This window comes from Streptomyces sp. NPDC050147, assembly GCF_040660195.1.
Lineage (GTDB): Bacteria > Actinomycetota > Actinomycetes > Streptomycetales > Streptomycetaceae > Streptomyces.
This window is the reverse complement of sequence record NZ_JBFALJ010000032.1, coordinates 66,774-88,634: the sequence shown is the minus strand read 5'-3', so window position 1 is coordinate 88,634 and position 21,861 is coordinate 66,774. Positions and strand designations below refer to the sequence as shown.

21 protein-coding genes and 2 pseudogenes are annotated in these 21,861 nt (G+C 69.6%); 14 read left to right on the top strand and 9 right to left on the bottom strand.

The window, feature by feature from the left end:
* The first annotated feature begins 53 nt into the window (after positions 1-53).
* Genes AB0I94_RS36205 through AB0I94_RS36195 form a run of 3 tightly spaced genes read left to right on the top strand, consistent with a single transcriptional unit; the run spans position 54 to position 4,278 of the window.
* The gene (locus tag AB0I94_RS36205) at positions 54-1,721 is read left to right on the top strand and encodes a hypothetical protein (protein ID WP_363314021.1); all 1,668 of its coding nucleotides are present in this window, start codon (positions 54-56) and stop codon (positions 1,719-1,721) included.
* Positions 1,718-3,820, top strand: a complete 2,103-nt coding sequence (locus AB0I94_RS36200) for an integrase (protein WP_363314020.1) — start codon at positions 1,718-1,720, stop codon at positions 3,818-3,820. The genes AB0I94_RS36205 and AB0I94_RS36200 overlap by 4 nt, the downstream gene beginning before the upstream one ends.
* Positions 3,817-4,278 (top strand): hypothetical protein, encoded by a 462-nt coding sequence (locus tag AB0I94_RS36195; RefSeq protein WP_363314019.1) that lies wholly within the window; start codon positions 3,817-3,819, stop codon positions 4,276-4,278. Before AB0I94_RS36200 ends, AB0I94_RS36195 begins: the two co-directional genes overlap by 4 nt.
* A gap of 28 nt (positions 4,279-4,306) precedes the next feature.
* Here the strand turns inward: AB0I94_RS36195 and AB0I94_RS36190 are convergent, their stop codons facing one another.
* Complete coding sequence (locus AB0I94_RS36190; protein ID WP_363314053.1) at positions 4,307-5,251, bottom strand: hypothetical protein; 945 nt, start codon at positions 5,249-5,251, stop codon at positions 4,307-4,309.
* A 200-nt stretch (positions 5,252-5,451) separates the two neighbouring features.
* On the opposite strand from AB0I94_RS36190, the gene AB0I94_RS36185 reads away from it, so the two are divergent.
* A complete protein-coding gene (locus AB0I94_RS36185; protein WP_363314018.1) occupies positions 5,452-6,114 on the top strand; it encodes a class I SAM-dependent methyltransferase in 663 nt (220 codons plus the stop codon).
* 187 nt (positions 6,115-6,301) lie between these two features.
* Here the strand turns inward: AB0I94_RS36185 and AB0I94_RS36180 are convergent, their stop codons facing one another.
* Positions 6,302-8,050 carry an ISL3 family transposase gene (locus AB0I94_RS36180; protein WP_363314017.1) on the bottom strand — a complete coding sequence of 583 codons (1,749 nt, stop codon included), beginning with the start codon at positions 8,048-8,050 and terminating at the stop codon, positions 6,302-6,304.
* A gap of 125 nt (positions 8,051-8,175) precedes the next feature.
* Positions 8,176-8,895 carry a TetR/AcrR family transcriptional regulator gene (locus AB0I94_RS36175; protein ID WP_363314016.1) on the bottom strand — a complete coding sequence of 240 codons (720 nt, stop codon included), beginning with the start codon at positions 8,893-8,895 and terminating at the stop codon, positions 8,176-8,178.
* A 114-nt stretch (positions 8,896-9,009) separates the two neighbouring features.
* On the opposite strand from AB0I94_RS36175, the gene AB0I94_RS36170 reads away from it, so the two are divergent.
* Positions 9,010-9,711, top strand: a complete 702-nt coding sequence (locus tag AB0I94_RS36170) for an NAD(P)H-binding protein (protein ID WP_363314015.1) — start codon at positions 9,010-9,012, stop codon at positions 9,709-9,711.
* A 230-nt stretch (positions 9,712-9,941) separates the two neighbouring features.
* Here the strand turns inward: AB0I94_RS36170 and AB0I94_RS36165 are convergent, their stop codons facing one another.
* Positions 9,942-10,493 (bottom strand): TetR family transcriptional regulator, encoded by a 552-nt coding sequence (locus tag AB0I94_RS36165; RefSeq protein WP_363314014.1) that lies wholly within the window; start codon positions 10,491-10,493, stop codon positions 9,942-9,944.
* Between the two features lie 136 nt (positions 10,494-10,629).
* On the opposite strand from AB0I94_RS36165, the gene AB0I94_RS36160 reads away from it, so the two are divergent.
* Positions 10,630-11,799: a cytochrome P450 gene (locus AB0I94_RS36160; RefSeq protein WP_363314013.1), complete on the top strand. Its 1,170-nt coding sequence runs from the start codon at positions 10,630-10,632 to the stop codon at positions 11,797-11,799.
* A 118-nt stretch (positions 11,800-11,917) separates the two neighbouring features.
* Here the strand turns inward: AB0I94_RS36160 and AB0I94_RS36155 are convergent, their stop codons facing one another.
* Together AB0I94_RS36155 and AB0I94_RS36150 are read right to left on the bottom strand one after the other, a co-directional pair.
* Positions 11,918-13,195 (bottom strand): MFS transporter, encoded by a 1,278-nt coding sequence (locus tag AB0I94_RS36155; RefSeq protein WP_363314012.1) that lies wholly within the window; start codon positions 13,193-13,195, stop codon positions 11,918-11,920.
* Positions 13,192-14,571: an MBL fold metallo-hydrolase gene (locus AB0I94_RS36150; RefSeq protein WP_363314011.1), complete on the bottom strand. Its 1,380-nt coding sequence runs from the start codon at positions 14,569-14,571 to the stop codon at positions 13,192-13,194. Before AB0I94_RS36150 ends, AB0I94_RS36155 begins: the two co-directional genes overlap by 4 nt.
* An 87-nt stretch (positions 14,572-14,658) precedes the next feature.
* Between AB0I94_RS36150 and AB0I94_RS36145 the strand changes: the two genes are divergently transcribed.
* From AB0I94_RS36145 to AB0I94_RS36120, 6 genes and pseudogenes are all read left to right on the top strand, one after another.
* The gene (locus AB0I94_RS36145; protein ID WP_363314010.1) at positions 14,659-15,336 is read left to right on the top strand and encodes a metalloregulator ArsR/SmtB family transcription factor; all 678 of its coding nucleotides are present in this window, start codon (positions 14,659-14,661) and stop codon (positions 15,334-15,336) included.
* Positions 15,333-16,514, top strand: coding sequence for a cysteine desulfurase family protein (locus tag AB0I94_RS36140; protein ID WP_363314009.1), 1,182 nt, complete (start codon positions 15,333-15,335; stop codon positions 16,512-16,514). The genes AB0I94_RS36145 and AB0I94_RS36140 overlap by 4 nt, the downstream gene beginning before the upstream one ends.
* Positions 16,515-16,563: 49 nt before the next feature.
* Positions 16,564-17,748, top strand: a complete 1,185-nt coding sequence (locus AB0I94_RS36135; RefSeq protein WP_363314008.1) for a PLP-dependent aspartate aminotransferase family protein — start codon at positions 16,564-16,566, stop codon at positions 17,746-17,748.
* Positions 17,749-17,832: 84 nt separating this feature from the next.
* Positions 17,833-18,399 (top strand): carboxymuconolactone decarboxylase family protein, encoded by a 567-nt coding sequence (locus tag AB0I94_RS36130; protein ID WP_363314007.1) that lies wholly within the window; start codon positions 17,833-17,835, stop codon positions 18,397-18,399.
* 57 nt (positions 18,400-18,456) lie between these two features.
* A pseudogene (locus tag AB0I94_RS36125) lies at positions 18,457-18,747 on the top strand (MFS transporter); the annotation flags it as partial.
* Positions 18,744-19,037: a sulfurtransferase TusA family protein gene (locus AB0I94_RS36120; RefSeq protein ID WP_363314006.1), complete on the top strand. Its 294-nt coding sequence runs from the start codon at positions 18,744-18,746 to the stop codon at positions 19,035-19,037. The pseudogene AB0I94_RS36125 and the gene AB0I94_RS36120, both read left to right, overlap by 4 nt.
* Positions 19,038-19,134: 97 nt before the next feature.
* Here the strand turns inward: AB0I94_RS36120 and AB0I94_RS36115 are convergent.
* Positions 19,135-19,470, bottom strand: a pseudogene (locus AB0I94_RS36115) (ATP-dependent DNA ligase); the annotation flags it as partial.
* A gap of 45 nt (positions 19,471-19,515) precedes the next feature.
* Positions 19,516-19,701, bottom strand: coding sequence for a hypothetical protein (locus AB0I94_RS36110; protein WP_363314005.1), 186 nt, complete (start codon positions 19,699-19,701; stop codon positions 19,516-19,518).
* 98 nt (positions 19,702-19,799) lie between these two features.
* On the opposite strand from AB0I94_RS36110, the gene AB0I94_RS36105 reads away from it, so the two are divergent.
* Positions 19,800-20,150, top strand: coding sequence for a hypothetical protein (locus tag AB0I94_RS36105; RefSeq protein WP_363314004.1), 351 nt, complete (start codon positions 19,800-19,802; stop codon positions 20,148-20,150).
* A gap of 21 nt (positions 20,151-20,171) precedes the next feature.
* Here AB0I94_RS36105 and AB0I94_RS36100 read toward each other — a convergent pair whose 3' ends face one another.
* On the bottom strand, positions 20,172-20,381 hold the full coding sequence (locus tag AB0I94_RS36100; RefSeq protein WP_363314003.1) for a DUF6207 family protein: 210 nt from the start codon (positions 20,379-20,381) through the stop codon (positions 20,172-20,174).
* A 260-nt stretch (positions 20,382-20,641) separates the two neighbouring features.
* Here AB0I94_RS36100 and AB0I94_RS36095 point away from each other — a divergent pair, with 260 nt between their 5' ends.
* The gene (locus tag AB0I94_RS36095; protein ID WP_363314002.1) at positions 20,642-21,691 is read left to right on the top strand and encodes a hypothetical protein; all 1,050 of its coding nucleotides are present in this window, start codon (positions 20,642-20,644) and stop codon (positions 21,689-21,691) included.
* Positions 21,692-21,861 lie beyond the last annotated feature (170 nt).

Here is a 21,861-nt window from a genome sequence, read left to right as displayed (position 1 = left end):
CGCGCCCGGAAGCAGGACACCGCCGTCAACCGGTTTTGAACTCACAGGACTTGGTGGTCACGCATCACGATGCCGTGGGCCGGACGCAGAGCTACGACTTCGGTCAGCTGCCCGTAGCGCCGAAGCTGGCGGGTTCTTGGGCGCGGTTGTTCGCCACCCGGTGCGCCCCAGGCGGCGGCTGGAATTCGACTCACTCCAGTACGACGAACTGGACGATCCTGGCCCGTTTCGCCTGTTTCCTATCCGACCGCGAACCTGCGCCCACCAGCTCGGCAGACCTGACGCCAGCGGTCTGGAGCGCCTACCGGCTCAGCCGCCCGCACACCGCAACGTCGTTGAACGAGCTGGCGACCCTCGCAGCCTTCCTGCGTCGTGACCCGGAGATTTCCGCGTCGGCCCGGGGGGCGATGAAACAGCGGATGGGGCGCCTTCCTGCCAAGGAAGAAGCCTTCTCCCCGACCGAGTTCGAGCACATCCGCAGCACGGCCCGGCGCATGGTCCGGGCTGCCCATCTGCGCATTTCTCACAACCTTCAGCTGCTGGAGGTCTGGCGCGGTAGCGGCGCGCGCCCGGAAGCCGCTGCGCAGTGTCTGGTGGGAGAGACGTTGGAGGCGTTGGCGCGCACCGGGTACTGCCCGCCATGGCCGCTCAGTCGCCCGGACCAGGTGCCGGGAGCGTATGCGGCAGCGCTGGGCGGCGCGGCGGCGGAGACGACATGGAAGCGGCTCTTCCTGGGGCGAGAGGAGGTCGCCGCGGTGGCTGTGCTGCTGGTGGCCGAGTTCGGCTGGAACGCTTCCACGGTCTCGGAGCTGAGAGTGCCCCAGATCGTCTCCGCGGTGGCGCAGGCCGGGGTAGGGGCGGTCTACCGCATCGAGTTGCACAAGATGCGGCGCGGCGCGCGCAACACGGAGACGCGGAACCTGACCGACTGGGGCGCCGACTCACCGGGGCGACTGCTCACGATGGTGCTGGAGGCCACCGCCCCAGCCCGCCGCCTGGTCGAGGAGGGTGGTGGTGATGCCGGGCGGCTGCTGATCTGGCGGGAGGCCACCGACAGCCGTCGCCGCAAAGAGTGGCGCGCATTGCGCACCGGGCCCTTCGCCCTGGGGCTGTCGGGGAACCAGGTGGAGTCGTGGGGCCGTGCGCACGGGCTCGCCGGCTCGCCGCTGCGACGGCTGCGCCGCACCGTGAACGTGCTGCACCGGCGGGAGTCGGGACAAAACAGCCAGGGCGTGCACGATGCGGTGTACGTGCTGCGCGAGCCACAGGCGCGGGAGGCCGCAGCCCCCGTCATCGCCGCCGGAGCCACCGACGCCTTGGAAGCGGCCCGCGCCACCGTGCTGCGCGCCCGCCTGAGCGCCCAACGCCGGGCAGAGGATCAACCCACCGCGGTGGCCGACTGCGTGGACTTCGCGCACAGCCCGCTCGCCCCCGGCACAGAAGGCTGCCAGGCATCGTTCCTGTTGTGCACCGCCTGCCCGAATGCTCGCGTCCACCCCGGCCACCATCCGCGCCTGGCTCATCTGCACCGGGCCATCGGCAGTCTGCGTCCGGTGCTGCCCGACGCGGTGTGGGAGGCCGAGTGGCGCGACCCCTACCTGCGACTGGAAGATCTGCGGCACCGCTTAGGCGAGACCGCCTGGCAGCGTGCCCAGGCCACGGTCACCGACGAAGAGCGATCCCTCATCGAGGCGTTGATGAAAGGCCACCTGGACTCGTGACCTACCCGCTCGTCCTCGCGCCCGGCGGTCTGCCGGGCCCCCCAGGGCCTGCCTTCCTGCCCGACCGCGTCGTCGCTGACCACACGCCTTTGCCCCGCTACGGTGATGCCATCTGGCCGCTGGCCGCGCTCGAGGGAAATCCCGCCGTCCAACCCAAACGGCTGTTCTGGAACTCCTACCCCGCGCCATTGCGGGAGCAGTTCCGGCTGCTGGCCTGGCTGTTGATCAACCGGCCGCTGCCCGAGCGCTTCGTCGCCGAGCGCGGCGCCGCCTGGCGCACCCGGCTCAGCAGCGTTGGCGTCTACCAGACCCACCTGTGCTGGCGGCGCCTGGCTCACTGGCTGCACGAGAACGGCGTCCACGGCCTTGCCTCCTGTACCGCACAGGTCTTCACCGACTTCCTCAACCGGCCCGCCAGGCCACGCGGCCGGGTCGAAGCCCAGCACGAGCTCACGGCGCTGACCCGGCTGTGGGCCTTGGACGCCTTGTGCGCGCCGCAGCCCGTCGGCATTGCAGAACCGCCCTTCAGCCGCGCGCCGGCGGACTTTCTCCCTCCCCTTGCTGCCCAGGGGGAGAACGCCATCGAGCCGCTGACACCGGCCACCATGGGCCCGTTGCTGATCTGGGCGCTGCGCCTGGTCGAGGACTTTTCCGACGACATCCTCACCGCCCACAAGCTCTGGCAGACCATGACGGCCCAGGTCGCGCAGTCTCGTGCCACCCCAGCCGCCCGCAGCGCGGCGCGCACCTACCTATCCGATCTCGTGGCCGCAGGGCGCCCGCTGCCGACCACCTTCCGAAACGGCCGACCGACCCTCGCCCTGACCTATATCGCGGCCCGCACGGGCTCCGTCCCACACCAGGTGCAGCGTGTGATGCGGACGGAACGGGCGCACTGGCGCCCCTACCTGGAAGCCCACCCCGGCCCCTGCCCGCTCGCCATGCCCCTCGCCGGAACCGTCGACGGGCAGCCCTGGGCCGAAGCGATCGATTTTTACGACGCTCCCACCCTGAGGCGGCACCTGGGCACCGCCGCCTTCATCGTCATCAACTACCTCACGGGTATGCGCCCCGGTGAGACTCTCGCCCTGCGCCGCGGCGCGTGCCACACCCCCGACACGGGCCCGCCTCTGCTACGCGCGCACACCTACAAGACGGCCACCACACCCGAGGGCAGTCACCTCAGCAGCGGACGGCTGCGCGAGACCCCCTGGGTCGCGGTCGGCCCGGTGGTTTCCGCCGTACGCCTGCTGGAGCGCATGACCGGCACCAGCCTGCTCCTGTTCGACCTCGCCGAACATGACTGGTATGACCAGCAACGCCGCAGGGGCGCGCTCACCCCCGAGGCGATGCGTGACCGCATCGACGCCTTCCGCCACTGGGCCAACACGCTTGCCGACGGGCTTGGACGAGGCGCAGAGCGCATCCCTGAGGACCCCCACGGCCCGATCGGCACCGCCCGCTTCCGCCGTACCCTCGCCTGGCACATCGCCCGCCGCCCCGGCGGACTGGTCGCCCTCGCCCTGCAGTACGGCCACCTGCGCACCGCCATCAGCGCCGGCTATGCCTCTCGCAGTCGCGGCGGCATCCACGACCTCCTCGACATCGAAACCGCCCGTACCACCGCCGACACCCTCACCCGCCTTCATGAGGATCTGGAAGACGGGGGCGGTGTCTCCGGCCCTGCTGCCCGCCGCGCCCTGCACGCTGCCACCCAGGCTCCCGCGTTCGCCGGCGCCTTGCACACCGCCCGCCAGGCCCGCGAAGTCCTGACCAACCCGCAACTGGCCGTGCATGAGAACCCGCACAGCTACCTGATGTGCATCTACGACCGCGACAAGGCCCTGTGCAGCCGGTCTGGGCCCCGCCCCGAAGCCCCTGCCCTGGAGCGCTGCCAACCCGGCTGCGCCAACATTGCCCGCACCGACCACCATGCCACCCAACTCGCCGCCGAAGCCGACCACGTTGACCAGCAAGCAGGCAGCCCGCTCACCCCGTCCCCGCTGGCCCAGCGCCTGAGCGCCCGTGCCACCCGCCTGCGCGAGCTGGCCGCCACCCATCAACGCACCCGCCTGATTTCCGAGGAGCCGACACCGTGACTCCCGCCCCCGACGAGCGCGAGCGCATCCGCGCCGCCATGGACCGCATCCTGGCCGGCGCGCCGCACCGCTCCACCGGCGCTTTGACCATCGTCGCCCTTGCCGAGGAGGCCGGCGTGCCCCGCAACGCGCTCACCCAGCGCCACCTGGACTTGAAGAACCACTTCTACGAGGCGGTTCGTGCCCGCGGCCGGATGCCAGACAACGAACGGCGGCTGCGCCAGCAGATCACCAAACTCAAGGAACTACGGGCCCGGGACGCCGAGAAACTCGCCCAACTGCGCCAGGACGTCGAATATCTCGTCTACGCCTTCCACGAGCTCAGCGCAGATAACCATCAGCTGCGCACCGCGGCGGCCGCCCTCCACGGCCACGTCCGTGCGCTCCCCACGACACGACCTGCGGACGCTCGTCCGGGCGAAAAGCCCTCGGGCGCACCCGCAGCACCGGGTTCATGAATCATGCGTCCATCCGCTGACCGCACCCTCACCCTTCGGTCGGCAGGTCGCTGGCCGTCATGTCACCGCGGACTCGCAGCACGCGGGGCCGATGGCGGAACCGGCCGAACTCCACAGGGCGTTCCTGATCGGCCTCGATCTCCACCACGATGCTCGCGACCACCGGCAGGTAGCTGACCGGAGCGGCGCCGGGCAGGCCACCAACTGTTCCCGGCAGCGTGGCCGTTGCGTCGCCGGTGGGCTGCAACAAGGAAGCCAGAACGCGGCGGACCGCCCGGGCCACCGGCAGACTCACTCCCACCGCCCGCATCCGTCCATCGGCCCGGGGCAGTCCCAGGACCAGGCACTGAGTGGCCGGGGTCTGGCCGCTGATACCCAGCACGGCGGCCTCGCTGGTGTGCGTGCGCCGCCACTTCAGCCAGCCCGAGGACCGGCCGGCGATGTAGGGCAGGTTCGGTTTGGCCACCAGGCCCTCGATACCGCCCAGACTGCCCACCCACCGAAGAGCGTGCTCCACGTCGCTGGTGGCGGGGACCGGTCGGATGAGTGCCGGACCTTCCTCCAGTACCTCAAGCAGCCTCTGTCGGCGCTCTTGATACCTGCGCGGCCGCCAGTCCGTGTCCCCCACCGCCAGGAGATCGAAAACGGCCAGATGGACTGTAAAATCTTCCCCGCGTCGAGGCCCCCGCCCGGAGCGGGACTGCAGCCGTGAGAAGGCCACGACTCCACTGTTCAGGACTGCAACGAGCTCCCCGTCCAGCACACACTCGGGCATCGCCCGCGCAGCACGGGCGATGTCGCCGAAGGGGCCGGTGAGGTCAGTGCCATGACGGCTCCACAGGCGACCCGCCCTCGTGAGGACCTGGCAGCGCCATCCGTCGAACTTCGGCTCCAGACTCAGATCTGCTCCGCTTGGGACTTCCAGGACAGAACGACACAGCGCCAACGGGAGCGGAAGGGAAAGGGACGTCATAAACGAGCCATACCCCGCTTCGTCCAGACTGCTGACCTGCAAGCCAGACTCCAAGCGGCGACGCCCGAGGCGTCAACAGCCTCGGACAACGGCAGCTGTTCCACGCACCGTCCCAGCCCAACCCCTCAGGTCCCTGCGCTGCCAACCAAGCCGTGCCGAAACATCTAAGCTGCCCCGACACGAGCAGGAGGTCGAAGGCTTTGGCGGACGCGCAGGAGCTGGCCGAGAACCAGCGGCGGCACTGGCAGGACACCTACACCGCCCACCCGGGGATGTACGGCGAGGAGCCGTCCGCAGCTGCAGTCCACACCTCCAGGGTCTTCCGTGCTGCCGGGGCGCGGAACGTTCTCGAGCTGGGCGCTGGCCATGGCCGTGACGCGCTGTACTTCGCGGCCCGGGGCTTCACCGTGCAGGCTGCCGACTTCTCCGGGACCGGGCTGGAGGAGCTGCGGCGAGCCGCTCGTACTCGGGGGCTCGAGGACCGGGTGACCGCAGTCGTGCACGATGTCCGAGAGCCGCTGCCCCTGGCGGACGCTTCGGTCGATGCGGTGTTCGCGCACATGCTGCTGTGTATGGCGCTGTCGACGAAGGAAATCCTTGCGGCAGTGGATGAAATTGGCCGCGTGCTGCGGCCTGGGGGCACATTTGTGTACACCGTCCGTCACACCGGCGATGCCCACTACGGCACGGGTGTCGCTCATGGGGACGGCATCTTCGAGCACGGTGGTTTCGCTGTGCGCTTCTTCGACCGCGACCTCGTCGACGCTCTGGCCGGGGGCTGGAGGCTGCAGGAGGTCCACCCGTTCGAGGAAGGCGAGTTGCCCCGTCGCTTGTGGCGGGTCACCCAGTCCCTCCCTCGGTAGAGGCAGGGACTGGGTGGAGCGCCTCGGTTCAGCGGGTGCCGGGACGGCGCTCAGCGATCCGGCAGGCGGCGGGCGGGCAGGATGCGCCGACGGGAAGGCTGGCGAAGTCAGCGCGGGGTTGCGGCGGTTCCACGCAGTGACCGCGTGCCGCACGCTCCGGGTCTCTCGAGAGCAGTCCAGTTCCAAGTCATCTGCAGTGGTGATGACGATCTCGAATTTTGGGTCTGGTCGGAATTTCGTGACGGTCACGATCGCAGCAAGACGCGGGTGCGGAGGAGCCTGAAGGAGCCTCGGCCGTACATCTGCCGCTTGATCGTCTTAAACGGTTGACGTGGCCTTCGACGACGCCGGAGCTGTAGTCGAGTGTCATGCCGGCGAGGACGGCGTCCCAGTCCTGGCGGAGGAATCCGGCGAAGCCCCGCACGGGGCCGGGCCCGTTGGTCTCGGCCTCGCGGACCCAGTCGGCGAGGAGGTGCCCTCGCCGGTCGCGGACCAGGCCGGTGAAGACGCGTGCCAGGTCGCAGGCGGTGGCGATGTCCGGGCAGGCGATGCGCACTTCGCCGAGCTGGTCTTGTTCCTCACGGCTGAGTCCGTCGCGCGGTCTCATGATCCATGAGGTGATCTTGCGTGGTGTGGGGATGGGACGGGGAGGCTCTGCCGCGGCGGTGCCGCCGCGCATGGTGCGGATGTAGAGGCGGACGGCCTGGTGGTTGCCGCGGTAGCCGTGCTCGTGGATCTCGCGGTAGAGCTGGGCGGCGTTGGTGCAGCCGTCAGTGAACCGTTGTTGCAGGTAAGGCCGGTAGGGGTCCAGTTGACGGGGGCGGCGGTCGCGGGCCGAGGCGATCAGCACCTCGAGATCGGTGGTCAGGTAGCGGCGGACGGTTTTGCGGTCCAGTCCGAACCGGCGGGCGATGGCGCTGATCGTCCACGTCGCCTCTCGTAATCGGTGAATCTCCGCATACCGTTCGCTGACCCGCTGTATGAGCGGGGTGGCGGGGATGTTGTCGAGCGGCGGCGTCAGTGGCAGCAGGGCCGTGGGTGGTGCGGTCGGCGGCGCGGGTGCGTCCACGTCGTCCAGGGCGTATTTGTGCAGGCAGGCGCGGTGTTGGTGGCAGGTCTTCTCGATCGCGGCGGACAGGTTTTGCAACATGTGCCAGCGGTCGGCCACCTCGGTGGCATCTGGCACCGCCTCCTTGATCGCGCGACTGTAGCCGCTGTCGCGGTCCCGGCAGATGATCTCGGCGCCGGGGTGTGCGGTGAGCCAGGCGGCCAGCGTCTCGCTGGTGCGGTCGGGCAACAGGTCGATGGGTGTGGAGGTCTCGACGTCGAGCAGGATGGTCCCGTAGGTGCGCGAGCGGCGGAAGGCGAAGTCGTCGACGCCCAGCACTCGTGGGCTGCGGGCGGGAACGTCGGGCGCGTGCAGCTGGCCGAGCAGCCGGGCCCGGCCGGTGGGTATGGCCAGCGAGCGGCACAGCCGCATACCCGGCCGATCGCCCGCCGTGAGCGCAACGGAGCGCCAAAGCGTCTTCACGCCGGGCCCGGCACGGGCATAGCGCGTGGTCAGGCCCTCGACCTGCTCGACGAACGTGCGCCTTGCGCAGCCGGCGGCGTCGCAGAAGAATCGCCGGACCTCCAGCTTCACCACCATTCGGCGCCCGCTGACCGGGTACTCGGCGAGCCGTCGTCCGTAACGGCTGTGCACCCGGCGCGACACGGTCGCGCAGTCCGGGCACGTCAACTCCGGCAGGACGCTGCGGGCTTCGGCCACAACTACCCCGTCCACCTCGGCCAACCGGTCCAGCACCATCCCCATGGCATCCGGGAACAGCACGTCCTTCATCGCGGACAGAAACCTCATAACCAGGGCATTCCCGCACGGAAACACGACGCTGTCGAGGGTCAGGTTTTTCGCCGTTGACGGCGGCTTGAGCGTCACGCAATGCCTGGGAGGCACCCCCGGCGGCGGCGCGCACGCTCGTGGGATTGATGCCCCGGCGGTAGTTGCTTGCCCTACAGAGGCGAGTCAAAGGGTCCTGTAGCTGGGTCGCTTGCGCAGGGCAGTCAGCTCTGCGGTGTGATGCCCAAGGACTGGATGAGCTGGGCCAGTTCTTCGCGGAAGAGCTTCTCCGGGCTGAGGGCCTGGGTCTGCAGGTGGCCGTAGATCTCCAGTGACACCAGGCCGTGCAGGTGGCTCCAGATACGCAGGGCAAGCGCCACGCCGGCCGGGGGCAGGTCGGGGAAGGCCGGGCGGACCTTGTCCAGCAGACCGAGGTCGAAGTCGGACCACTCGAAGTCGCTGTTCGAGTAACGGAGTTCGGCGTGCGGCCAGGCCGCCGCTGCGAGTGCGGTGATGCCAGTGCAGACACGGCGGGCGGCTTCCGGAGCGGCGCCGCCCTCGGGCGGATGGTAGCCGGGGACGGGGTCGCCGTAGATGAGGCGGAAGCCCTCTGGGTTGGCCAGCGCCCAGTTCCTGAAGGCGCGGGCCCATGCCTGGATCCGAGCGGCCGGATCCTGAGCTGGGGCGGCGTCCCAGGCGGCGTCCACGGTGTCGGCCAGCGAGGTGTAGACGTTGCTGATCAGCGTGGTGACCAGGTCGTCGCGGGTGGCGAAGTAGCCGTAGATGGCGTTGGCCGTCATACCCATCTCGCGTGCGATGGCCCGCAGCGTGATCGCGTCTGGTCCCCCCGAGGCCATCAACTCCAGCGCGACCTTCTTGATCTCAGCGGTCGTCTCGGCCCTCAACCGCTCGCGGCGCCCCTTGGTGTTTCCCACGCTTTCCATGGCTACTCACTCTACAGCGTCACAATACTGTGCACCGTATTAATACTTCACGCCGTATAGTCTCTGTCTGCCGCGAAGGTAGGCGGCAGTACGAGCAACTACCCAGGGAGAGCCATGCACATCGGAGTCATCGGGGCCACAGGCGGCATCGGCAGTCGCGTCGTCACCGAAGCCCTCGACCGGGGGCATCACGTCACGGCCTTCAGCCGCGATGCCACGCGGATCGACGAGGACCGCAAGAACGTCGTCTGGAAGAGCGTCGACGTCCTCGACGCCGACGCCGTCGCCGCCGTCATACCCGGCCTCGACGTACTGATCAGCGGATTCCAGCCCGGAAACGCCGCCAAGGACATCGCCGACACCGTGGCCCGATCGATCGCCGATCCCACGGTGTACGCCACCGCCGCGCGAGCACTCCTGAAGGCGCTGGAAAGCCACCCACGGACCCGGCTCATCGTCATCGGCGGTGCCGGCAGCCTGGAGATCGAGCCCGGAGTCGTACGGGCCGACTCCGACGAACTCCTGCACGAAACCCTCGACGAGATCGGCCTGCCGAGGGAGTACGCCGCCGCGGTGCGCGGTCACCGCGACGCCCTGAACGTCCTGCGCACCTCCAACCGGCTGTGGACCTACTTCAGCCCCGCGGAGGACATCGCACCCGGCGAACGTACGGGCCGGTTCCGAATCGGCGGCGACCAGCCGGTACTCGACGCGGAAGGGCGCAGCCGTATCTCCATGGAGGACTCCGCCGTCGCCCTTGTCGACGAGGCCGAACTGCCGCGCTCCGTCCAACGCCGCTTCACCATCGGCTACTGACCGACATCAACGGACCAAGGCTGCATCTGTCGGATCGCCCTGAGCGTGCGCCGCCGCGCCGGTAGGACCGGAAAACCGCGGAAGCGCGTTCGGGATCTCCCTGGGGAAGTTCATGGACTTCCCCAGGGAGATTATGTGACTGTTCACAGACGCTGAGGACTACGTGATCGTGACCGTCACGAAATTCCGACCAGACCCAGATTCAAAGAGCGCCATCAGTGGTCGCCGGGCTACTTCTCGGTCCGCTGGGCGGCTTCGATGATGCCCTGTACGGCACGATCAATCCGGGCGGCAGCCAGGTGCGGGTCGGGCTGTCCCGCATCCAGCCAACCGATGACGGCGTCGGTGGTGAAGGCAGGGATCACGCGCGCTGCCCAGTTCAGCCAGGGCCCTGCCGGAATGCGCCGGGCGAGATTGCGCTGTGCGATCTCGGCTGAGGCGGTGGTGAGGCTGTCGATGAGGTCGCGGAACTCCGGCTCCCGGGCCGCGTGGTGGAACAGCAGCCGGAAGCCTTCGGGGTCGGCCGAGGCGGCACGCAGGAGGGCGGGGATCGACTCGTCATCGAAGTCGTCGCTGCCCACCGCTACGGCGAGCCGGGTGCAGGCGCGATCCAGGGTGGCGCGGTAGAGGTCGGCTTTGGATGCGAAGTGCCGGTAGAGCATCACACGGGTGAGATCGGCCTCGCCTGCGACGTCATCGAGGCTCGTGGCAGTGAAACCGGCCCGCGCGAAGGCCCGGGTCGCTGCGTCGAGGATCTGCTCCCGCCGCTCGTCTTTCCGCATACGCCTGACAGGACCGGGCCCGCCGGGAGCCGTCTGCTCTGCCACCATCAGCCACCCCTCCATCTTGTTTACTTCAAAGTGTACAAGTAGCTTTGTACAAAGCCGAGTATACAAATGGCTTCACCTGGGAGGCGACATGACGGTCCAGCTGCCCTTCGACCAGAGCGGCCCGCTGCAAGTACCACCGACGCTCCGCGCCTTGCAGGATGACGGCCCCGTCCACCGGATCCGCACCCGGGTCAGCGACGACGCCTGGCTGGTGACCGGGTACGAGGAGGTACGGCGCCTGCTCGGCGACGACCGGCTCGGCCGGTCCCACCCCGACCCGGACAGCGCGGCCCGATCCGGGGAGTCAGCCCTGTTCGGAGGGCCGTTGGGCAATTACGACACAGAGAAGACCGACCATGCGCGGATGCGGTCACTGCTGCAGCCGCACTTCACTCCGGGCCGCATGCGGGCCTTGCGCGGACGGGTGGAGGCGCTGGCCGCCAGCCTCCTGGACGATCTGGCGCAGCAAGGCACCCCGGCCGACCTCAACGCCGCGCTCGCCATCCCCCTGCCGGTCCTGGTGATCTGCGAACTCCTCGGCGTGCCCTACCAAGAGCGCACGCAGTTCCGCGCATGGACGCAGGCCGCCGCCGACGTACTCGACAGGACCCGCTCGGAGCAGGGGCTGGGAGACCTCTTCGCCTACGGCCAGGAACTGGTGACCCGCAAACGGGACCAGCCCGGCGACGACGTGATCTCCTGGCTCTGCGCGACCGACGGCGTCGGAGACGACGAGATCGCCATGCTGTCGATGGCACTGCTGTTCGCAGGACACGAGACCACGGTCGTCCAGATCGGCATGGGTGCGCTGCTCCTGCTGACCAGCGCGGACCAATGGCGGCTGCTGCTGGACGACCCCGGCCTGATCCCCGGAGCGGTCGAGGAGATCATGCGCGTCCCGGGCAAGAGCGGGGGAGGCATCCCGCGCTACGCCCACACCGACATCGAGGTAGGCGGCGTCACCATCCGATCCGGGGACCTGGTCATGCTGGACAACGGCGCCGCCAACCACGACCAGGCCGTCTTCGCCGACCCCGACCGCTTCGATGTCACCCGGCGGGCTACCGCACACCTCACCTTCGGACACGGCGTGCGTTACTGCATCGGCGCGCCCCTGGCCCGCCTGGAACTCCAGGTGGCCTTCGGCCAGTTGATTTCCCGTTTTCCCACGATGCGGCTTGCCGTGCCGGTCGAGGACCTGCGGGTCCGCAGTGATGTCCTGACCGGCGGTCTCGTCGAGCTGCCGGTCACCTGGTGACAGCACCGCAGCAGCTCACCGCCTTGGGACGCCCCGGCCAATGCGCGAGCTCGCACACCTCGGGGGCCGGGGGTGGGCTGCCCACTGCAGATCAGGGTCCGTCCGAGCCACTGGCCGCTTACTTGGTGTGGTGTTCGGTGATCCAGCGTGCGGCGAGCAGGCCGGAGGCGGCGGTGAGAACGGCTGCGGCGATGACAGTGGCGTTCAGGCCGAGGGCGTCGGCGAGGATTCCTGCCACGAGAGCGCCTGCGGCGTAGCCGATGTCGCGCCAGAAGCGGTAGGTGCCCAGGGCGTTGGCGCGCCAGGCGGGGTGGGCGTGGTCGGAGATGGACGCGATGAGGGCCGGGTAGACCATGGCCGTGCCGAGACCGAGGAAGACCGCGGAGATGATGCCCGCGAGCAGGGGCCGGTCAAGGAGTACGAGGGCGAGGACGAAGCCGGCTGACTGGACGAGCATGCCGTAGACGATCAGCGGCTTGCGGCCGATCCGGTCGGCGAGGTGTCCGGTGGGGATCTGGCCGATGCCCCACAGGATCGGGTACAGCCCCTTGATGAGGCCGACAGCGGCCAGTCCCAGGCCGTGGTCGGTGAACAGCAGGGGGAAGACGCCCCATGTCAGGCCGTCGTTGAGGTTGTTGATCAGTCCGGCCTGGCTGGCGCCGCGCAGGGAGCGGTTGCGCCAGGAGGTGCGGGCGAAGGTGGCCTTGAGGCCGGTGTCCTCGCCGGTGGGCAGCGGCTTGGTGTGGTTGGCGAGTTCGAGGGCGACGTGGGCGGCGGTGTCGCGGACGACGAGGGCCAGGGCAAGACCCGCGACGACGAAGATGACGCCGATGAGTTCGGGGACGGGGCGCAGGCCGTAGCTGGTGGCGAGGTAGCCGGTGAGCAGGGCGGTGACGCCGACTGCGGTGTAGCCGGCGGCCTCGTTCAGTCCGGTGGCGAGCCCGCGGCGGGAGGGGCCGACGAGGTCGATCTTCATGTTGACGGTCATCGACCAGGTCAGGCCCTGGTTCAGGCCCAGCAGTACGTTCGCGGCGATGATCCAGCCCCAGGACGGTGCGTAGGCCAGGGCGAAGGGGACGGGGATGCCGAGGAGCCAGCCGGCCACGAGCAGTTGCTTGCGGCGGAAGCGGGCCGTCAGTGCACCGGCGGCGAGGTTGGTGAAGGCTTTGGTGAGGCCGAAGGCGATGATGAAGGAGAAGACGGCCAGGTCGCTGGTCAGGCCGAAGGTCTCGGAGCCGATGAGCGGGACGGTGGTGCGTTCCAGGCCGACCAGGCCGCCGACGCAGATGTTGACGATGACCAGCAGCGTGAACTGGAGCCAGTTCTCGCGCAGGCCGAGGCGGACCGGCCGCCCGGAGGCGTCGGTCGGTGTGGCGGTGTGAGGGTTGGCGTTCACGAGCGAGCGTTCTCCGTGCCGTCGGCCAGGTGCAGGCCGTGGGCTGCGGCGTACTGGTCCGGCCCGCCGTCCAGGACCGTGAGGTCGTTGCGTCCGGCGCGCTCCAGCAGGCTGGCGGCGGTCATGGCGCGCTCGCCGTGTCCGCAGTGGACGATCGCGCCCGCCGGTGCGTCGGCGGCGCGGTCGGTGAGGTCGCCGAGTTCGATGTGCAGGGCGCCGGGGATGTGCCCGGCGGTGTGCTCGGCGCTCTGCCGGATGTCGAGGACCGGAGCGTTCCCGGCCTGATCGGCTGGGACGTAGTCGGTGGTGTTCTGCTGGCCGCCGTCGGCGAGCCAGGCGCTCATGCCGCCGGCGAGACGTCCGGCGAGCCGTTCGTAGCCGATCTTGTATGCCTGCCAGACGATTTCGCTCAGGTCCTGGTTGTCGCCGGTGACGAAGGCGAGGGGTGCGGTGTCGGGCAGGAGCCAGCCGAGCCAGGTGGCGAACTGCTCGCGCAGCGGAATCGACAGGGCCCCGGGGATGTGGCCGGCGGCGAAGTCCGCGGCGGGCCGGACATCTACCACGTGGCCGCCTGCGGCGAGCAGAGCCCGGATTTGCGCGGTGGACAGTGCGGGCAGCAGCGGCGCGGTGGTCAGGATCGTGGGCCCGCGCCGGTTGGTCTCGGCGAGGCGGTCGAAGTAGGCGGGGTAGGTGCCCAGGCTCGCCACGAGCTGGCGGACGAAGGCGTCCTCGTCGGGGGCGGCCAGCAGGGGGTTGGCCTGCTTCTGCGCGCCGATGGTGGTGGTGCGCTCGGTGCCGGGCGGGGCGGAACAGAACGATCCGGCGCCGTGGGTGGGCCACACCGCGACCTCGTCCGGCAGCGCGGTCAGGCGCTTGAGCGACCGGTACTGGGCGCGGGCGAGTTCGTCGGTGCGCTCCTTGCCGAGGAGGTCGGTGCGGGCGGCGGAGTTCACGATCAGTGACCCGCCGGTGAACACCCCGAGCTCATGGGAGCCGTCCAGGAGCAGGAAAGACAGGTGCTCGTCGGTGTGGCCGGGGGTGGCGAGCGCGCGCAGGGTCAGCCCGCCCAGGTCGACTTCGTCTCCGTCGGTCAAGCCCTGGTGGTCGAACGCGCGGTGCCCGGCAGCCGAGGCGAGGACGGCAGCGCCGTGATCGTGGGCGAGCTGGACGGCGCCGGAGAGGAAGTCGGCGTGCAGATGGGTGTCGGCGGCGAACGCGACACTCAGACGGCGCCGCCCAGCTGCCTGGTGCAGGGCGCGCAGGTCGCGGCTCGCGTCCATGGCCAGGGCGCGGCCGTCGCCGAGGTCGAGCAGATAGGCGCTGTTGCCCAGCCCTTCGTCGACGAGGGGTATCAGGTGGTCGTCCGCGAAGCCCACGGTGTCCTCCAACGATCTTGGGAGCGGGGCGTGTGGTCACCACGCCCACCATCGAATACAATAATCCATGGATTTATGGAGGATGTCATGGCGGAGAACATGAAGAGCACCACGAAGGCCACGCTGTACGACGCGTTCGCGGCCAGCGGCAAGGCGCTGGCCAGCGGAAAGCGGCTGGAACTGCTCGATCTGCTGGCGCAGGGGGAGCGCACCGTCGACGCACTCGCCAAGGCGGCCGGGCTGAACCTGACCACCGCGTCGGCGCACTTGCAGACCCTCAAGCAGGCCGGATTCGTCGCGACCCGTCGCGAGGGGGTGCGCATCCACTACCGGCTCGCCGGCGACGATGTCGCCCAGCTGTTCGCGCTGCTGCGCAAGGTCGCCGAGAAACACCAGGCCGCCGTGCCCGCCGCCCGTGACGCCTACCTCGGCCAGGACACGACCGGCGAGGTGAGCCGCGAGGAGCTGCGCGCCCGCACCGCTGCCGGGGACGTCGTCGTACTCGATGTACGGCCGGTGGAGGAGTACCTCGCCGGGCACATCCCCGGCGCCGTATCGATCCCGGTGGACGAGCTGGCTGGGCGGATCAACGAACTTCCCGAGCAGGCCGAGATCGTCGTCTACTGCCGGGGTGAATACTGCGTCCTGGCCTACGACGCCGTACGGCTGCTGACCGACCGTGGACGCCGGGCAATCCGCCTCAACGACGGCATGCTGGAGTGGCGCCTGTCCGAGCTGCCCGTCGACGCCGCAGAGCTGACGTGACCGGCCCGGCGGGCGGCCTCCCGCCCCACCCGGGGCTCGCAGACGGGCCGGTGTACCTCGACTACAACGCCACCACCCCCGTCGACCCCCGGGTCGCGACTGCGATGTGGCCGTACCTGACCGACTTCTTCGGCAACCCCTCCAGCGACCACCCCTATGCCGATGCACCGCGGCGAGCGCTCGATCAGGCGCGCGCCCAAGTCGCCGGCCTGATCGGGGCCCGGCCCGGCGAGGTCATCTTCACCGCTTCCGGCTCGGAGGCGGACCTGCTCGCCCTGCGCGGCACGGTCCTCGCCTCCGGCCACTCACACCCGCATGTGATTACCCAGGCCACCGAGCACCCGGCGATCCTGGAAACCTGCCGCTCTCTGGAGCGCCTGCACGGAGTGCGGGTGACGGTCCTGCCCGTCGACGGCCACGGGCTCGTCGACCCAGCTGCCCTGGCTGCGGCGCTCACCGAGGACACGGTGCTGGTGTCGGTGATGGCGGCGAACAACGAGACCGGCGCCCTCCAGCCGATCGCCGAACTCGCCGCCCTCACGCGGGAACACGGGGCGCTGTTCCACTGCGACGCAGCACAGGCCGCCGGAAAGATCTCCCTCGATGTCGGCGAGCTGGGCGTGGACCTGCTCACGATCGTGGGCCACAAGATGTACGCCCCGAAGGGTGCGGCAGCCCTGTACGTACGCGAGGGAGTACGGCTGGAGCCAGTCGTCTATGGCGGCGGGCAGGAACGCGGCCTGCGCGCCGGCACCGAGAACGTCGCCCTGGCCGCCGCGCTCGGCACCGCTGCCCAACTCGCCGCCGATGAGCTCGCCGCCGGGGCCCCGGCCCGCCTCGCGGTCCTGCGGGACGACCTCCACCAGCGGCTGGCGGCGGCCCTGCCGGATCGAATCCGCCTGAACGGACCGGAGAAGGAGCGGCTACCGAACACGCTGAACATCAGTGTGGAAGGGGCCCTCGGGCACGAAATCCTGGCCGCCGCGGACTGGGTCGCGGCCTCGACCGGTTCGGCCTGCCACAGCGGCACCCACACCCCTTCACCGGTCCTCTCCGAGATGGGCCTCGACACGGCCCGCGCGCTCGGCGCGCTGCGGCTGTCTCTGGGGCGCTGGACCACGGAGAAGGCCATCGAGACGGCGGCAGCAGCCCTGATCGAGGCGACTTCCGCGCAGTGACCGGGCCGACCGGCCCGCAGCCAAGAGATCGACGATGAGCAGGAGAGGCATGACCGAGAACACCGCGCACGGACTGTCCACCCGCAGTGTCCACGCCGGCGAACGCCGCGACGCCGAGGGCGCCGTCCACACGCCGCTCTACAACCACTCCACGTTCGCGTTCGACACCACCGCCGACCTCCTGGACGTCGTCGAAGGCCGCAAGAGCGGGAACCTCTACACCCGCTACGGCCTCAACCCCACCATCCGCTCCACCGAGGCCAAACTCGCCGACCTTGAAGGCGGCGAACAGGCCCTGGCGTTCTCCTCCGGCATGGCGGCCGAAGCCGCCACGTTCCTCGCGCACTGCCGCACCGGCGACCACATCGTGTGTATCGGCGAGGTCTACGGCGGCACCTTCGAACTTCTCGGCGACAACCTGCCCCAGGTCGGCATCACCACCACCTTCCTGCGCGCCGACGAACTCGACCGCCTTCCCGAGGTCCTGACCGACCGCACACGGATCGTGTTCTTCGAGACCCCGGCCAACCCCACCCTGACCGTCTTCGACATCGCCGCCATCGCCGAACAGGCCCGCACCGTCGGGGCCCTGACGGTGGTGGACAACACCTTCGCCACCCCGGTCAACCAGAACCCCCTCGACCACGGTGCGGACCTGGTCGTGCACTCCGCGACCAAGTACCTCGGCGGGCACTCCGACCTCACCGCCGGAGCCCTGATCGGCCCCGCCGAACACCTCGCCCCGATAGCGGGGTGGCGCAAGAACCTCGGCCAGGTCATCGCCCCCGAGACCGCCTTCCTCCTCGCCCGCTCCCTGCGCTCCCTCCCCGTCCGGGTCCGCGCCCAGAACGACACCGCACAGGCGGTCGCCGCCTTCCTCCAGACGCACCCGCGCGTGGCCCACGTCCACTACCCCGGGCTGGCCACCGGCGAGCAGAAGCGCATCGTGGACACGCAGATGCGCGGCGGGGGCGGCATGCTCAGCGCCGTCCTGGACGCAGACGCCGACCAGACCGCCGCCGTGGTGGACCGGCTGCGGCTGTTCGCCATCGCGCCCAGTCTCGGCGGGGTCGAGTCCCTGGTCACCCAGCCCATCACCACCACCCACCACGGCCTGGACCCGGCCGAACGCCCCAAGCGCGGCATCGCGGACAGCATGGTCCGCCTCTCGGTCGGCCTCGAAGACGCCGACGACCTGATCGCCGATCTCGCCCAGGCCCTCGACACCCACTGACAGCCCTCCTCCTTCCGCCCACCGGACCTGTACGAGGGCCCGGTGGGCGGCCCGTACGACCTCTGCACGAAAGGCATCCATCCCATGACCGGCTTCCCCCTCCACGACGAGGCCACCGCACCCGCCGAGGCCCTCCCGCACCTCACTGCGGCCCGCGAACGCATGGGTTTCCTCACCACCCTCAACGCCGTCATGGCCGAATCCCCGCAACTCCTGGCCGGCTACACCGCCCTGGCCCAGCAGTTCGCCGCCTCCTCCCTGCCGAAGCCCGCGCAGCAGGTCGTCCTGCTCACCGCGAGCGTCGCCAACGCCTGCCCGCACTGCGTCGCCGCGCACTCCACCCTCGCCCTGCGCGCCGGTCTCACCCCACACGACGTCAACGCCCTACGCGACGCCACCCCCTTGCAGGACCCGTCACTGGAAGCCATACGCCGCCTCACCCAGGCCATCGTCGACAAGCGCGGCTGGGCCGACGAGCAGGACATCGCCGGCTTCCTCGCCGCCGGACACACCCACCGCCAGATCCTGGACATCGTCCTGGGCGTCGGCATGAAGACCCTGTCCAACTACACCAACCACCTCACCCACACACCCGTCGACCCGGCGTGGAACGACCAGCAGTGGACACCGCCAGCAACCACAACCCCCTGATCCCCCTGACACACCCACTGCCCACCGCCGCACGCAGGAAGAGACATGACCAGCACCGCGCCCGGCGACTCCATTGCCCTCCTCGCGCTCGCCCTCGCCCTGCTGGGACTGGGCTGGAACTTCGGCCTCGTGTCCGGCACCGCGATCATCACCGACAGCGTCCCCCTCGCCACCCGCGCCAAGACCCAAGGGCTGGTCGACGTCTCCATCGCCATCGCCGGCGCCACCGGCGGCATGGCCTCCGGCATCATGGTCGCCGCCACCAGCTACCCCGCCCTCGCCCTCACCGGCGGCGCACTCTCCCTGGCCCTCCTGCCCGCCGTCGCCGCTACTGCCTACCGCCGATGAGCCACGAGCCTCCTGCTCCGGACGTCACCGTCGACGGAACCGGCCTGCTCTGCGTCACCCTCCTGCTGCGCCTGCGCAAGGAGATCGACGGCGCGAAGTCGGGCACCATCGTCCACGTCATCGCCACCGACCCCGCCGCACCCCTGGACCTGCCCGCCTGGTGTCACATGACCGGCCACCACTACCTCGGCCCCGTCCCCGACGACGAACGGCCGGTGTACGCGCTCGAACTGACCGCCGACGCGCTGCCCACCCGGACAGATGCGCCATGGCACCCCGCCACCTCGTAGCCGCCGGTCCCATGAGGGCTGGCAGCAGTCGAACGATGGGCCCCGTACGAGGCCGGAACACGTCTGACTTCAACACGCTGAACTTGACAGAGAAGACGAAGATCGCGGGGGTTTCGGCGGCGAGGCGGGCGGCGTTCCGGCCGCTGGTCGCCGCTCTGCGCTGCAGGGCCTCGAAGGACAAGCGGCCCTCGGACGAGACGAGCAGCTCGCCGTCCAGGACCAGGCCGGGCGGCAGGTCTGCGGCCGCGCGCACCAGGTCCGGGAACCGGTCCTGGATGAGGTTGCCTCTCCGGGACTGCAGCAGCACCGGCCCAGATGCCGGGGCGCCGGGCGTGAACAGGAGCGCTCTGAAGCCGTCCCACTTCGGCTGAAAGATCAGATCGCCGGGGAGTGCGCCGGGCGGAGGCAGGCTGTCGCGCGCCTGAGCCAGCATCGGCTCCACCGGCGGGCGAAGCACCACCCCGCTCATCCTCGCGGTTCAGGAATCGTGCGCGGAGATGACGAGCTTCCAGCCGCTGCCGGTGCAGCCCTCGTTCGGCGGCGGAAAGCGGTGGCCGCGCACGTCGGCGCTGTAGCGGTGGTGATCCCCGCACTCGCACTCGTAGATCCCCGACTCGGGGACGATCTCGCCGGGGTAGTAGACCTGCTCTTCGCTGTCGCTCATACATCCGGTCTAAGGGACCGGGGACCCTCGCGCGACTCGATCCGCCCCGCGGCGTGGGCGCACGGCAGCAGATTCGAACTCCCATATCATTCACAGCTGTGGCAGACCCCGACTTTCCTTCCGACCTCCTCGCGGCACAGCTGGAACTGGCGCAGACGCAAGCTGACCTCCGAGCCCTCGCAGGGCGCCTTCCCTGGTCCGCGCAGCCCCTTCCCGGCTACGACGACGCGAACCTGTGGCGTCCACGGCAACGGCCGGATTCGCCCGGATACACACCGGAGCAACAGCAGGAATGGGACCGCCTCCGCGCCCGGGAACTCGAGCTCGCCACGGCGATCGTGGAACACGCCTACTGGGAAACCCTCTCGGGCCCGGATCTGGTCACGGCCCGTATGAAGCTCAAGCACGCCCACGAGGCGCCGACCAACCCGGAGGAAGCGGCCGCCTAGCGCGCTCCGCACGAAGCCCCGTCACTCGCTGGTCGTCTCGGAATTATCGGGCAGCGGCGCTGCGTCCCCGTACATGCACACATGAACACCGTCCTCATCAGGCACCCGGTAGGGCTCGGAGGCACCGGTGAGGTTGTGACCGTCGATGAGCCGGTGGGCTACGGCCAGAGCGGTCTGCTCGTCCGCAGCCGCCACGGTAATGCGAGCCAGACCGGGATGGTTCAGGTACACGGGGCATAGGGTCATGCCTGCACCGACGCCCGGACCGGCCCCAGGAGTTCGGGCATGCTGGCGGATTCACCCGTCTGGGGACGGCCAAGGAAGCCTCGTGTACCCAAGCAGCCCTGGTGCTGGCGAGGCGAGGGCGCGGCGGCGGCCTCCTATGAGGTGTCCGCATCACACGGTCCGCGGTTGCGTCTGCGGGCGGCCGGCAGGCCAGAGCAGTGGGTTCAGAGAAGAGCCGCTGAACCCCGCCGAACAGAGAAGGTCGCGTGAAAGACAACGAGCAGTCCCATGCGGACCGGCGGCTTCACGAGGTCATGCCGATCAACCGGCGGCGCACGCTGGAAAGGGCGGACTTGGACTTCCCGCCGATCCCCAATGGAGTCGACTACCTCCGCAGCGTTATCGACCACCTGGACGAAAGCACGGGGGTTGAGCTCCGCGACATCAAGTACGCCGTCCTACACCTGCAGGCCGCGGCCGAAGTCCTGCTCAAGGCCCGCCTCTTCCGCGAACACTGGAGTCTGGTGTTCAAGGACCCCGGCAAAGCCACCACCAAAGCGCTCGGCGACTCCTCCTTCGACAGCTGCAGCACCATCGCCGCCGTAGAGCGGCTGCGTAACATCGCGCGGATCAGCGTCAGCGACCAGGACGTCAAAGCGCTTAAGGATCTGGCTGACGACCGCAACGCGCTCCAGCACTTCGGCCTGACCCACAACGCGCGCGCGATCGAAGCTCGCGCTGCCAGCGCCCTCGACTTCCTGGTCCGCTTCCTCGACGAGGAGTTGCTGCCCGAACTGACCGCTGAGGAGCTCCATGAGATCGCCGCAAACATGGACCAGGTCCGGACGGGCCTGACTGTCATCCAGTCCTTCGTCACCCGGCGGATGAACCGGCTGCGCGGCACCGTGCTAAAGGGAAAGAGGGCGCTGACCATCCGGTGCCCCGCCTGCCAGCAGATGGCCCTCGCCCTCGTCCCGGGCGGAGGCACCTGTCACTTCTGCGGCGAGACATGGTCCCCGGACGACTGGCTGGCCGGCGACTACCTCACCTACCTGGGCAGCGTGTATGAGCGAGGCCAACGGTGCCCGCAGTGCGACTGGTTGGACCTGGTGGAAGGCGTTGTGCTCGCGGCAGACGGACCCGAGGCCGCCGACACGCTGTTCTGCTTCAACTGCACCGCCCGCTACACCGTAGGTGAACTGATCTCCTGCGCCGCCTGCAGTCGCCCGTGGCCCATCGAGGCCGACGTCGAAAGCTCGGCTGCCGCTCTGTGCCCCGACTGCCGAGACCAGAGCGATCCAGAGAACATCGCATGACAACCACGCTAGAGCGCTCACCCCGAGCAACGCTCGCCACCGGCGAATACGGGCGGGCTTGGGCCGCAGTGGCAATCCGTCGTCCACCGCGGCGACCTCGGCCTGGCCCTGACTGTCCTCTCGCGCCCCGGCCGTTGCACCGCCTAGTTGGTGATCATGATGCTCAGCAG

Excerpts from the sequence above, each read along its gene's own strand:
- AB0I94_RS36120 (WP_363314006.1), top strand. The coding sequence starts at position 18,744 with ATGAGCCACGAGCCTCCTGCTCCGGACGTCACCGTCGACGGAACCGGC.
- AB0I94_RS36145 (WP_363314010.1), top strand. The coding sequence starts at position 14,659 with ATGGCGGAGAACATGAAGAGCACCACGAAGGCCACGCTGTACGACGCG.
- AB0I94_RS36175 (WP_363314016.1), bottom strand. The coding sequence starts at position 8,895 with ATGGAAAGCGTGGGAAACACCAAGGGGCGCCGCGAGCGGTTGAGGGCC.
- AB0I94_RS36110 (WP_363314005.1), bottom strand. The coding sequence starts at position 19,701 with ATGAGCGACAGCGAAGAGCAGGTCTACTACCCCGGCGAGATCGTCCCC.
- AB0I94_RS36130 (WP_363314007.1), top strand. The coding sequence starts at position 17,833 with ATGACCGGCTTCCCCCTCCACGACGAGGCCACCGCACCCGCCGAGGCC.
- AB0I94_RS36170 (WP_363314015.1), top strand. The coding sequence starts at position 9,010 with ATGCACATCGGAGTCATCGGGGCCACAGGCGGCATCGGCAGTCGCGTC.
- AB0I94_RS36135 (WP_363314008.1), top strand. The coding sequence starts at position 16,564 with ATGACCGAGAACACCGCGCACGGACTGTCCACCCGCAGTGTCCACGCC.
- AB0I94_RS36190 (WP_363314053.1), bottom strand. The coding sequence starts at position 5,251 with ATGACGTCCCTTTCCCTTCCGCTCCCGTTGGCGCTGTGTCGTTCTGTC.
- AB0I94_RS36160 (WP_363314013.1), top strand. The coding sequence starts at position 10,630 with ATGACGGTCCAGCTGCCCTTCGACCAGAGCGGCCCGCTGCAAGTACCA.
- AB0I94_RS36165 (WP_363314014.1), bottom strand. The coding sequence starts at position 10,493 with ATGCGGAAAGACGAGCGGCGGGAGCAGATCCTCGACGCAGCGACCCGG.